We start from the raw sequence: 12,078 nt of genomic DNA on the forward strand, positions 1-12,078 counted from the left end.
CAGGAAAAAATATGTCTTCCAGACGTGACTGGTTATTACAGCAAATGGGCATTACGCAGTATGTACTGCGGCGTCCGCGTGCCTTACAAGGGGAAATTGCTGTCTTCTTGCCGACGCATACGCGCTTGCTGATTATCGCCGATGTGCCGCCCTCTACTGAGGATCCGTTAGTCAGCGACGTGTTGCGCGCGCTGGCGATCAATCCGCATGATGTTTTCGCATTAACACCGGATCAACTGGCGATGTTGCCGGATGATAATCATTGTGCCAGCTGGCGTTTAGGCATTGATGCGCCGTTGGCGGTGCAGGGCACCCAGCTTGCTTCTCCTGCTCTTGATGAGCTCTATCATAATGCCAGCGCCAAACGCGCACTGTGGCAGCAGATCTGTGAACATGAATCAGATTTCTTTACTCACCCCGAACGACCTTAGCCACGCATTTGCCATCGAGCAGCGTAGCCATGCATTTCCGTGGACGGAAAAAACCTTTGCCAGCAATCAGGGTGAGCGTTATCTCAATTATCGGCTTGATGTCGATGGCGTGATGGCTGCCTTTGCCGTAACACAGGTTGTGCTTGATGAGGCCACGCTATTCAATATTGCGGTTGATCCGGCTTTTCAGCGGCGTGGACTGGGGCGTCAGTTGCTGGAACACATCATCACCGAGCTGACACAGCGCGAGGTGTTAACGCTATGGCTGGAAGTGCGCGCCTCAAACCTCGGGGCAATAGCGCTTTATGAACAGCTGGAATTTAATGAGGTATCGGTGCGCAGAAATTATTACCCGACAGCAGAGGGACGTGAAGACGCACTGATAATGGCTCTCACCCTGTAGCGGACAACGCCGGTGCAGATAAAACAGGATTTAACGACAAGATGTTAAAAGATTGGGATTGGATCTTATTCGACGCTGACGACACCCTATTTCACTTTGATGCCTATGCCGGCTTGCAGCGCCTGTTTGAGCAATATGATGTGCAGTTTACCACCGCAGATTATGATGAATACCAGGCGGTAAACAAACCGTTGTGGGTGGATTATCAAAACGGTGTAATCAATGCATTACAGCTTCAGCACCAACGTTTTCAGGGCTGGGCGGATAAACTGAGTGTTGAGCCACACGAGCTTAACAGCGGCTTTCTGGCGGCGATGGCGGAGATCTGTATTCCACTGGAAGGTGCTGTTGGCCTGATGAACCTGCTGAAAGGCCAGGTCAAAATGGGCATCATCACTAATGGCTTTACTGCGCTACAGCAGGCGCGTTTACAGCGTACCGGTTTCCTTGAATACTTTGATCTGCTGGTGATTTCGGAACAAGTGGGTTACGCGAAACCCCATCCGGCGATCTTTGACTATGCGCTGGAGAAAATGGGCAATCCACCGCGCGAGCGCGTCATGATGGTGGGAGATAACCCGGATTCAGATATTCTGGGCGGCATCAATGCGGGTCTGGCAACCTGCTGGCTGAATGCTGATAACCGCGCCAGGCCTGAAGGGATTGAGCCTACCTGGCAGGTCTCTTCACTGAAACAGCTGGCTGAAATTCTCAGCGCTTAATCGATCGCTTCTGCTTTTCCTGCTGTCCGGTTACCAGCCAGAGCATTATCTTACTGGTAACCGCACTCCTCTTAGCCGTTCCGCTAAAAATAATCCTACTTGCTGATTTCATCATCCGTTTGTGCCCCGCGAGGCAGCGATAAAAAAATCCGAAAAGTTTTTTTCACTACTCAACTCCTCAGTGTTGGCGTTTTTTTGTGCGGTGTATCATAAATTTTATCAATGTTTGTCAGCTGCTTCCTACAGCCGCGGCGCAAAATATCGAAGATTTGTGATTATTTTCAGGTTTAAGAATAATTAATGATTATCGGTTGGTTAACAAACCGTTGAATTTTTGTCGGGACACGATAAACTGCGCAAATTATGATCTTTCAGGCCGCAGTGAAACGCAGTTGGGCGTTACCGGGTGCAAACTCGTGCGGTAGCCATGGATTGGTGATGTTTGATTAATATTCTGATTTAAATGATTAATATCAGAAATTAATGCACATGCTTAGCTATTAAACCATCATCTCAGTGAAAGTCTCTCTCCCTACGATAGTAGAGAATCGAATCAAGGAAGTTTTAGGGCATGATGAGCGTTATCCCCTGGCGTTCATCATTCCAGCACAGGAGTGCAGTGTCTATTTACTCGTTCGCTTATCAATTATTCTGATATTGCTTTGTTTTTAGTCCATAAATATTTTTTGATTATTAATAAGTTTAATTAAATTAACTGGCATTTTTATCTGTTGGCCAGAGCGGAGCCGATGGCGTTTTTCAGCTAGTCGGAAGTTTTTTTAAGAGCGTGTTTACCTCGCCAGCGATCCTGGCGTGACGTCATTATTGTTAAGAAAATTTATGAGGATCATGGTGAAAATTCGTGTCGCACTAAGCCTGATTGGGGTTTTAAGCCTTGTCGGTTGTATCGCTCCCACCCCGCCATTAACGGATGAGACGATAGTTTCCACCACTGTCGACGGCGTGAAGCTGAACTACCGGTACGCCATTGTGCCACCGGCACAGTTCACACCGCTGAATGAAGAGTATCGTGCGCTGTATAACGCGTCAGTCATGAGTCGTCCTGATTTTGGCGGCAAACTAATACGCTATCTGAATAACGGTGAAACCTACACCGTTGCAGGCAAGGTAGAAAATGGCTGGTTTGCGATTGCCGGAGATCAGCAAGAGTTAATTGGCTATGTTCCTTTGCGTGCCGGAGTGAAAAGTGAACTCTGGGATAAGACCGTCAAAGCCGACTCCCGGCGTAAACGTGTCAGGAGCAATCAGCCCGCTAAGCCGACCTGTGTGGCCGTTGATGGCGAGAGTAAAGCTTGCCAGAGCGCAAATAACGGTACCTGGATCATTGATTAACATCGCTCTAATGGAATCATCGCTATGCAGGGATTTCACTGGCTGCGTCTGAGTTTTCCGATCTTAATACTGGCGGCGCTGCCGCTGTTATTTGGCTGTATTTCGCCTTCAACCAGTTCGCAGGTGCGTTACAACCTGTCTTTTCAGGCGCACCCGCAAATCAATGATTCAGCACCGCTCAAGGTGAGAGTGCTGTTACTTAAATCAGATGCGGATTTTATGGCGGCAGATTTCTGGTCGCTGCAAAGCGATGCCCGGGCTTTACTGGGGGCCAATTTGCTTAACAGCGAGCAGTTTTTTCTGCGGCCCGGGCAGTTAAATAAAAAAATTAGCGGTCAGGGCGAGGGGGAAGCGCATTACCTTGGCATCCTGGCTGAGTACCAGTCGCTTGATGGCAAGATATGGCGGCTGTCACTGCCGCTCCCGGCCTCTGGTGAGGGCTTTTTTAAATCCATCTGGCAAGGATCGTCAGTGGAGTCAGATGCAGAGATTATTGCTGATATTAACGGCATTCGCGTCATTCGCTGAAAAAGTTAATTCTATGAAAAGGAAGTCATTATGAATCACACAGCAAAAGTGGTGTGGAGCGAAGGGATGTTTCTGCGCCCACACCATTTTCAGCAATCGGAAAGCTATTTTCATCATCTTATTCACGCCAGGGCAGAGGTTCAGCACCCCTGGCTGTGGGGTTTTTTCGATTTTGACATCAATCTGACTTTGCTGCGGCAGGGGCAAGTAGCCCTTAACTCTGCCAGTGGCCTGCTGCCAGACGGAACCTACTTTTCCTTTCGCGACGGACGCAATGCGCCGACTCCATTATCCCTTGCAGACCCTTCCGGCGGGGCAAAAGTGGTACTGGCATTGCCTGCGCGTCGTGGCGGTCGCGAAGAGCTGATCTTTGACGACGCTACGGACTCACTGGCGCGTTTCGTGAGTTTTGAACAGGATGTTGAGGATTTTAATGCAGTCTCAATGGGGCAGACCGCGATTCAGTTTGGCAGATTGCGGCTGAAACTGATGCTGGAAAGTGAGCTGTCGGCAGAGTGGACGGCAATAGGCGTAGCGCAGTTCAATGATACTCGTAGCGAAAATCAGTTGCGCCTCGACACCCATTACATTCCTCCGCTGCTTAACTGCAAAGCCTGCGCCCCGCTGCGTGATTACCTTCATGATCTCCAGAATATACTGACACAGCGCTGTCAGCAGCTGGGCCTGCGGCTGCAGCAACCAGGCCGTTTTAACCAGGCTGATACCGTTGATTTTATGCTGCTGGCATTACTCAATTACCATGTTGGCCAGATCAGCCACTTCAAAAACCTTCCCGTACTGCATCCCGAACAGCTTTGGCGCCACTGGCTGGCCTTTGCCTGTGAACTGACGACCTATACTTCCCGACGTTTTCCTGAACATGCCCTGCCTGAATACCGCCAGGATGATCTGGCGGGTTGTTTCGCTGAGCTGATGCTGATGCTGCGCCACGGCTTATCGCAGGTGCTGGAAGAGCATGCTATTCAGCTGGTGCTCACCGAGCGTTCTCACGGCCTCAGCGTGGCGACAGTAACCGACAATGCAATGCTTCGTGAGTTTGGCTTTGTGCTGGCGGTGCGTGCCGATATTCCTGGCGAAACACTGCATATCCATTTTCCGGCGCAAATGAAAATCGCGCCAGTGGCAAAAATTCGTGACCTGGTGCATCTGCAGTTGCCCGGCCTGGTGCTGCGCGTAATGCCAACACCACCACCACAAATTCCCTGGCATGCTGGCTACAGCTATTTTGAGCTGGAGAAGGGCGGTGAACTGTGGAAGGAAATGGAAAAGTCCGGCGCTTTTGCCCTGCATCTGGCGGGAGATTTTCCCGGTCTGGAGATGCAGTTCTGGGCAATACGCAGTCATTCAGTCTGAATTACGGTCAATGAGCAATCATGATGCAGGAACGACAATCCACCGGCAGTAATACCATTTACCCTGGCGCGCACAGCAGCAACCTGTTGGTGGTTGCGGCTAATTCGTTACTCAATGCCATTCCTGATATTCGCCATTGCGTCACGCACGCTGATCCAGCGGGATTACGTCAGCAGCTGATCGACGAGATCCGTCAATTTGAGATGCATTGCCAGCGCACAGGATTGCCCTATGAAATGATCGTTGGCGCGCGCTATTGCTTGTGCACCGCGCTGGATGAGGCTGCCGCGCTGACCCCGTGGGGTAGCAGAGGTGTCTGGCCTGGCAACGGTTTGCTGGTGACTTTTCATAATGAAACCTGGGGCGGTGAAAAGTTCTTCCAGCTGTTGGCTAAGCTGTCGCAAAGCCCGCGGGAACATCTCTGGTTATTGGAGCTGATCAACTTCTGCCTGCAGCTGGGCTTCGAAGGGCGCTATCGCGTGCTGGACAACGGGCGCTCACAGCTGGAAACCATTAAACGGCGATTGTTGCAGATGATTCACGGCGTGCGCGGTAATTATTCATTGCCGTTATCGCCACATCCGCTGGATCAACCCCAAATCAGCAAGCTGTGGCGACCGGTAGTGCCGCTCTGGGCGATGACTGCACTGGCCGGTTTTCTGGCCTGCCTATTTTATATCGCGCTTAACTGGCGGCTAAGCGATCGTGTCAGCCCGGTACTGGCGGCGATCTATCAGATTGCTCTGCCTGACGTCACTATTCCTCATCCGGCACCACCACCGCCACCGGCACTTAACCTGCGGGGGTTTCTGCGGACGGAAATCGAACAGGGGCTGGTCAGCGTGCGAGATGAGGCCGATCAGAGCGTAGTGACGATCAATGGTGACGGTCTGTTCGCCTCGGCATCAACCACGGTACGCAGTAATTATCGGGCGGTGCTGGATCGCATCGCCCAGGCGATGAACAGCGTCAGTGGTCAGATTCAGGTGGCGGGCTACAGCGATAATCTGCCGATACGCAGCGTGCGCTTTGCATCGAATTATGAGCTGTCGCTGGCACGGGCGGAGTCGGTGCGTCAGATATTACAGTCACACCTGATGCAACCAGAGCGCGTAACAGCTGAAGGGCGCGGTGAGAACAGTCCGCTGGTAGCCAATGATAGCTCAGAGAACCGCGCCCGCAATCGACGGGTTGAAATAACGCTGTTGGTTGCACCCGAGAATACCCGGGCAGAGCTGAATCGCCGGTCGCAAGGAAATTAACGCATGCTGAACAGACTATTCGCTATCCTGACCAGCCGATTGATGTGGGGATTTATCGGCATTTCCGCGCTGGCTTTTATCATCTGGACGGTCGGCCCACTGCTCTCTGTTGCTGACGCCCGGCCACTCGAGCCCGAAGTTAATCGCCAGATACTGATTGGCTTGCTCTACCTGCTGTGGGCAATCAGCCGCGTTATACCCCGTTTATATAACGCCTGGCTTAACCGCAAACTCATCGGAAGCCTCAGCCGCGTGTCCCCGCCCGGTACGGACCAGCCTAAGAGGCTCACCAGCGAAGAGCTGCAGCTGGCGGAGCGTTTTAATGAAGCATCTCAGCTGTTGAAAAAAGCGCATTTCATCCGCGCCGAAAGTAAGTTCCAGCCGCGCTGGATCCAGGCGTTAAGTCGCCAGTATCTTTATCAACTGCCATGGTATCTGATTATTGGCGCGCCGGGCGCAGGTAAAACGACGGCGCTGCTCAACTCTGGCTTGCACTTTCCACTTGCCGACAGTTTTGGCAAAGCCGCATTGCGCGGAGTCGGGGGAACGCGCAACTGCGACTGGTGGTTCACCAGTGAAGCGGTATTGATAGACACCGCCGGGCGTTACGCTCTGCAACAGAGCCAGCAGGCGCAAGATGCCGGAGAGTGGCAGCGTTTTATTACATTACTGCGTAAATATCGCGCTCGCCAGCCAATTAATGGCGTCATCCTGACGATCAGCGTGGCCGATCTGCTGACGCAGGATCCGCAGGTTGCGCAGCAGCACGCTCGCTCACTGCATCAGCGACTGGCCGAGCTGCATCAACAGTTAGGCATTGGATTTCCGGTATATGTGCTGGTAACCAAAACCGACTTACTGAAAGGCTTCAATGCCTATTTTGCCGGCTTTGATAAAGCGCAGCGCGATCAGATCTGGGGCTTTACTTTCCCTCGCGAGCGGGTTGAGCAGGCGGATTTTGATCTGACTGAGACATGCAATTATCACTATTCGCAGCTGCAACAAAGGCTGGAGGCCGGGCTGCCGGATACCCTGCAACAGGAACAAAATACTCAGGCTCGCGCCGAAAGTTATCTTTTTCCTCAACAGTTTGCCGCATTACGTCAGCTGCTGATTGAGATGCTTGGCAATGTGTTTTCTCGTTCTGACTTTGAAGCGCCTTTTTTCCCTCGAGGAATTTATTTTGCCAGCGGAACTCAGGAGGGGCTGCCCTTTGATCGGGTTATGGGCGAACTGCATCGGGCCATGCAGTTGCAGCCGGTTGCGGACAAAGAGCCGCACGTAAATACCGATAATGCCTGGAAGCGGGTTAATAAAGCTGCGCCGGTTCCGGCTAACAAAGGCCAGAGTTTTTTTCTGAAAAATCTGCTGCAGGAGGTGATTTTTCAGGAGTCGGGGCTGGCAAGCAGTAACCGCTGGTGGGAGCTGCGTAACCGTGCGGTGTTGTGGTCTGGTTATTTGTTACTGGCGACGTTACTGGTTATCGCTGCTGTCCTCTGGCTGACCAGTTATCACCACAATCAGCGCTGGCTGCACGAAGTGCAGCAAAAAGTGCCGCCGATTGAGCAGCAAAGTAAGCAGCTACAGATTAGCGGTGAGAACGATCTGTTTACACTGCTACCGTTTCTCAACCAGCTGAGATATTTGCCGCAAAGCCAGAGTGTTGATATTGCCGCGCCACCGCTGACGTGGCGCATGGGGCTGTATCGCGGCGTTGAGGTCAGCGATGCCTCCATGACGTTATATCAGAAGTCACTACGCCAGCTGTTATTGCCGCTGGCGGCGCAGGCGATGACGCACTGGTTTCGCAATGATAACGGCAGCGATGCGGATTATAGTTATGAAGCATTAAAGGCTTATCAAATGCTTTATCTGCCTGAACGCTACGACGGTAAGTTTTTGCACGCCTGGCTGATGCTGAATCTGCAGCGAAATTTGCCATCGGGGATAACCCAGCAGCAGATTAAACAGCTTGAAGACCATCTGACGCAGTTACTGGAATCTCAGCGACAGACCTCTCCCTATGCGCGTGATGACAATTTGATTATCCGCCAGCAGGCACTCATTAATCAGGCTCCTTTATCACAGCGTGTTTATGGACGCCTGAAACGGCTACTGGAGCCTAACGCAAATTTAAAACCAGCCTCTCTGTCATCTCTTGGCGGGCCACAAAGTGAGCTGGTGTTTTCGCGCAAGAGCGGCGCCTCTGCCAGTGAGGGAATTAACGGATTGTTTACTCCAGAGGGATACTGGAACAATTTTAATAAAAACATCGATGGCGTTATCGCCGAGCTGCACAAAGACGACATATGGGTGCTGGGTGGCCACAGCCAGAACGAGGACCAGCAACAAATCGATAGTGCAGTTCGTCAGCTTTATCTCACTGACTATATCGCTCAGTGGGAAGGGTTGATGCAGGATATCCAGCTGAACAACAGCGCCAGTCTGGCGCAGCGCATTAATACCGCGCGTCTGCTCTCCGGCAACAATTCACCGCTGCGCAGGCTGGTGGTGAATCTCAGCCATTATCTGATGCTGGAACGCTTACCAGAGCAGGGCGGCGAGGTGAAGCCGCTTCCGGAAGTACCATCTGGTCGTGCGGCACAAACCTTACAGGCACTGTTTCGTGCGCCGCAGCCGACAGCACTGGTCGATTCGCCGCCGTCGCCCGAGCAGGCGGTAAACCATCACTTTGCCGCGTTGATTGAGCTGGCACAACCGCTGGAAAAAGGCGGCAGCGTCCTGGTTTTCGACGATATTCTCCATCAAATTGATGATCTTTATCGCTATCTGACCGCGGTTCAGGATGCGGCGAATAGTGGTATGCCACCGCCCGCCGCGGAGTCAATCAGCCGCTTACAGGCCAGTGCAGGGCGTCTGCCGGGTCCATTACAAACCATGCTGAGCAGTCTGGCGGTGGGAGCCAGCAGCGATACCCAGCGGCGTGACCTGGAAAACGTCAGCAAGCGTATCAATGTTGAAGTTGGCAGTTTTTGCCGCCAGGCCATTGCCGGTCGCTATCCGCTGGCGCGTTCGGGGCGTTCAGAGGTGACGCCGGACGATTTGGCACGAATGTTTGCTCCCGGCAGTGGGCTGATGGACAGTTTTTTTCGCGATAACCTGGCCAATAAAGTTGATACCACCCAAGCCAGCTGGCGTTTTATGCCAGGTATTGACGGAAAAACATTACCCGGCGGGGAGGCCATTCTGCGACCGTTTCAGCAGGCGCAGAGCATTCGCGATGCTTTTTTTGCCAATGGAGCCAGTGCTCCCTCTTTTCGTACCACGGTGCGCACGGTGAGCATGGACAACGACATCTTAACTCTTACGCTGGATGTTGATGGTCAGATCCTGCGCTACAGCCATGGACCGCAGGTGGTACAGCTGGTGAGCTGGCCCGGCGCGGGTGGTACCAGTCAGGTGCGTATGCAGCTGGGGTTGGCTAACGGCAAGACGTCAACGCTGGTGACCAGTGGCCCATGGGCGCTTAACCGCTTTTTTGATCGTGCACGTCTGGCCAACGGCAGCAGCAATCTGAGCCGTCAGGCCAGCTTTAATCTGGATGGTCATCAGGTCACTCTGGAGTTTACGCCAAACAGTATCCGCAATCCGTTTCAACTTCCCGGCTTCTCATGCCCATAGCTGTAAGGAAATGATAATGAGTAATTCCACTGTGATTGGCTGGTACGGAAAATTACCCAGTGCCGGAGACTTTTTGCAGCGACGCTTCCCTGACGCGTTGATCAATCAATGGACCCACTGGTTTCAGGTCGGGCTGGTTAACTGGCAAAAAAATGCTGGCGAGCGGCAGGCGAATGGACGTCATTTTAGCCACGCGCCGGTATGGAATTTTGTTGTGCCGCCGATGCTGGACAGTCAGCTGATACAGATGGGGTGCCTGCTGCCGGCATCTGACAGTGTCGGTCGTCACTATCCGGTTTGCGCGCAACGCACCTTTACCTCAACGCAGTGGTCACCGCAGATGCTGTCAATGGCCGGTGAATGGTATCAGCAGCTGGGTAGCGCTCTGAAGCATGCTGTACACCATTGCTACTCCGCTGAACAACTTGACCAGGCGCTGCTGGCTATTCCCGCACCACCGGATCCGGCAGCAGACCAACGCTCGGATATTTTTGATGTGATCGGCTATGGCGACAATATCAGCACCCTGAGCTGGAAGCAGGTTTCCGACTGTTTTGATCCGCAGCATTACACCAGTTTCTGGTGGAGTAATCAGACCGATGGTTTCCCTCTTTATACCCATGTTCATAGCGGCAATCTGACCGGCCAGCTGTTTTCGCTGCTGTTTGATCCGGCTGGAGGTGCAAGGCCGGGACGCCATGGCCTCTATCCGCCAATGTTCGACTAAACCTGAAGAAAGGAATCGATATGGATCTCGATGCTTTATTAGCGCCGCTTAGTGCCGAGCGACCTTGTGGAGAAAACCTTGAATATGACGCTGATTTTATCGCGATGGAGCTTGCCTGCGCCGGCAAGGCTGAACAGCAATTTGGCGACACCCTGATCCCCGCCGAACCGGCCGACTGGAACAAAGTTGAAGCGCTGGCATCCGGGCTGCTGCTTCGTAGTAAAGATCTGCGTGCAATGCTGGCTCTGACTCGTGCATGGACACAGCTTAAAGGCCTGAGCGGTTATGCCAAAGGTTTGCAGCTGATTACACAGTCACTACAACAATTCTGGCAATCGCTTTATCCGGCGCTGGAAGAGTGGGGCGAAGTGAGTCCTCACTATCGGATTAACGTGCTGGCGGGACTGAGTGATAAATCAGCCTTAACCCTGGCGGTCCGTCAGGCGCCGCTGTTGCGTTCAGTGGCTGATGAAATCAGTTTGCGTGATGCCTTCGCACTACTTGAAGGCAGCAAAACTGACTTTCCTGATTATCCCGGCGGCCGCGTACGATTGATGGATGAACTGTCACGCAGTGAGCATCCCAATATTGATGCGATCAAAACAATAAGTGAGTGCTTGCAAACTATCAAGCTGATGCTGACAGAACAGCTAGGGGAAGCGGGCGTTCCTGCAATGAATCAGCTGATGAAAACAGTCAGCACGGTCGAGCAGGCCTGCCGTATAACCCCTGTTGCAATGATGATTCCGTCAGCCAGCAGCGCAGATGAAATAAAGCAGACCACCGCTGCCATAATTCTGCCGCAGTCAAAGGAGCCGATCTGGAGAGCTTCCGGTCCTCAGTCACGTGGTGACGCTCTACTGATGCTGGAGCAGGTTAAACAGTATTTTACCGAATACGAGCCGGGTCATCCTGCTCCGCTAATGATCGAGCGTGTGCAGCGGGTTATTGGACTGGATTTTATGGATATGGTGCGCGAGCTGGCACCAGACGGCGTTAATCAGCTGGAAAATATCTTTGGCCGACGTGCTAACTGAATGCCACCGGCCTCAGTCGTCCCTTTCTTTCCTGTATCGCCTAACAGATGGAGCGAACTATGCATAACAATAAAGCTGGCGGGCAGAAGTTTATTGCCCAAAATCGTGCGCCACGCGTGCAAATTGAATACGACGTGGAAGTTTATGGTGCCGATCGCAAAGTACAACTGCCTTTTGTCATGGGCGTAATGGCGGATTTAGTCGGTAAGTCAGGTGAAAATCAGCCGGAAATCGGCGATCGCAAATTTATCGATATTGATGTCGATAATTTTGACGATCGTATGAAAGCTCTTGAGCCTCGGGTGACGTTCCGTACCGAAAACACCCTGACCGGAGAGGAAGGATTGAATATCGACCTGACTTTTCATGGCCTCAATGATTTTTCACCAGACGCCGTGGCCCGTAAAGTCGCGCCGCTGAGCCAGCTGCTTGATGCCCGGACTCAGCTGTCAAATTTGCTGACTTATATGGATGGCAAAAATGGTGCCGAGCAGCTGATAGCGAATATTCTGCAGGATCCTGGCTTACTCAAATCGTTGAGCTATGTACCGCAGTCGGCGGATCAAGCGGCCAACAGCCCGGATAAAGAGGGGTAACTG

11 protein-coding genes are annotated in these 12,078 nt (G+C 52.5%); all 11 read left to right on the forward strand.

Features of this window, described 5'->3' with window-relative positions; genetic code table 11:
* The first annotated feature begins 11 nt into the window (after positions 1 to 11).
* Positions 12 to 431 (forward strand): DNA polymerase III subunit psi, encoded by a 420-nt coding sequence (locus RIN69_RS03145; RefSeq protein ID WP_313855495.1) that lies wholly within the window; start codon positions 12 to 14, stop codon positions 429 to 431.
* The gene (gene rimI / locus RIN69_RS03150) at positions 394 to 834 is read left to right on the forward strand and encodes a ribosomal protein S18-alanine N-acetyltransferase (protein ID WP_313855497.1); all 441 of its coding nucleotides are present in this window, start codon (positions 394 to 396) and stop codon (positions 832 to 834) included. Before RIN69_RS03145 ends, rimI begins: the two co-directional genes overlap by 38 nt.
* A gap of 41 nt (positions 835 to 875) precedes the next feature.
* Positions 876 to 1,556 carry a pyrimidine 5'-nucleotidase gene (yjjG, locus tag RIN69_RS03155; RefSeq protein ID WP_313855499.1) on the forward strand — a complete coding sequence of 227 codons (681 nt, stop codon included), beginning with the start codon at positions 876 to 878 and terminating at the stop codon, positions 1,554 to 1,556.
* A gap of 849 nt (positions 1,557 to 2,405) precedes the next feature.
* Entirely contained in the window at positions 2,406 to 2,909 is a 504-nt protein-coding gene (locus tag RIN69_RS03160; protein ID WP_313855500.1) for an SH3 domain-containing protein, read from the forward strand.
* A gap of 24 nt (positions 2,910 to 2,933) precedes the next feature.
* On the forward strand, positions 2,934 to 3,437 hold the full coding sequence (gene tssJ, locus RIN69_RS03165; protein WP_313855502.1) for a type VI secretion system lipoprotein TssJ: 504 nt from the start codon (positions 2,934 to 2,936) through the stop codon (positions 3,435 to 3,437).
* A gap of 30 nt (positions 3,438 to 3,467) precedes the next feature.
* Positions 3,468 to 4,811, forward strand: a complete 1,344-nt coding sequence (gene tssK / locus RIN69_RS03170) for a type VI secretion system baseplate subunit TssK (protein ID WP_313855503.1) — start codon at positions 3,468 to 3,470, stop codon at positions 4,809 to 4,811.
* Between the two features lie 20 nt (positions 4,812 to 4,831).
* A complete protein-coding gene (locus tag RIN69_RS03175) occupies positions 4,832 to 6,073 on the forward strand; it encodes a DotU family type VI secretion system protein (RefSeq protein WP_313855504.1) in 1,242 nt (413 codons plus the stop codon).
* Positions 6,074 to 6,076: 3 nt separating this feature from the next.
* Entirely contained in the window at positions 6,077 to 9,715 is a 3,639-nt protein-coding gene (gene tssM, locus RIN69_RS03180) for a type VI secretion system membrane subunit TssM (protein ID WP_313855505.1), read from the forward strand.
* Between the two features lie 16 nt (positions 9,716 to 9,731).
* Complete coding sequence (tagF, locus tag RIN69_RS03185) at positions 9,732 to 10,442, forward strand: type VI secretion system-associated protein TagF (protein ID WP_313855507.1); 711 nt, start codon at positions 9,732 to 9,734, stop codon at positions 10,440 to 10,442.
* A 20-nt stretch (positions 10,443 to 10,462) separates the two neighbouring features.
* Positions 10,463 to 11,479: a type VI secretion system protein TssA gene (gene tssA, locus RIN69_RS03190; protein ID WP_313855509.1), complete on the forward strand. Its 1,017-nt coding sequence runs from the start codon at positions 10,463 to 10,465 to the stop codon at positions 11,477 to 11,479.
* A 47-nt stretch (positions 11,480 to 11,526) separates the two neighbouring features.
* A complete protein-coding gene (gene tssB / locus RIN69_RS03195) occupies positions 11,527 to 12,075 on the forward strand; it encodes a type VI secretion system contractile sheath small subunit (protein ID WP_390902496.1) in 549 nt (182 codons plus the stop codon).
* Positions 12,076 to 12,078 lie beyond the last annotated feature (3 nt).

The sequence above is a fragment of the Winslowiella toletana genome, from assembly GCF_032164335.1.
Taxonomy (GTDB): Bacteria; Pseudomonadota; Gammaproteobacteria; order Enterobacterales; family Enterobacteriaceae; genus Erwinia; species Erwinia toletana_A.

Coding starts and splice junctions, on each gene's coding strand:
- RIN69_RS03145 (WP_313855495.1), top strand. CDS start 12: ATGTCTTCCAGACGTGACTGGTTATTACAGCAAATGGGCATTACGCAG.
- tssB (WP_390902496.1), top strand. CDS start 11,527: ATGGAGCGAACTATGCATAACAATAAAGCTGGCGGGCAGAAGTTTATT.
- tssK (WP_313855503.1), top strand. CDS start 3,468: ATGAATCACACAGCAAAAGTGGTGTGGAGCGAAGGGATGTTTCTGCGC.
- rimI (WP_313855497.1), top strand. CDS start 394: ATGAATCAGATTTCTTTACTCACCCCGAACGACCTTAGCCACGCATTT.
- tssM (WP_313855505.1), top strand. CDS start 6,077: ATGCTGAACAGACTATTCGCTATCCTGACCAGCCGATTGATGTGGGGA.
- tssA (WP_313855509.1), top strand. CDS start 10,463: ATGGATCTCGATGCTTTATTAGCGCCGCTTAGTGCCGAGCGACCTTGT.
- RIN69_RS03175 (WP_313855504.1), top strand. CDS start 4,832: ATGATGCAGGAACGACAATCCACCGGCAGTAATACCATTTACCCTGGC.
- tssJ (WP_313855502.1), top strand. CDS start 2,934: ATGCAGGGATTTCACTGGCTGCGTCTGAGTTTTCCGATCTTAATACTG.
- RIN69_RS03160 (WP_313855500.1), top strand. CDS start 2,406: ATGGTGAAAATTCGTGTCGCACTAAGCCTGATTGGGGTTTTAAGCCTT.
- tagF (WP_313855507.1), top strand. CDS start 9,732: ATGAGTAATTCCACTGTGATTGGCTGGTACGGAAAATTACCCAGTGCC.
- yjjG (WP_313855499.1), top strand. CDS start 876: ATGTTAAAAGATTGGGATTGGATCTTATTCGACGCTGACGACACCCTA.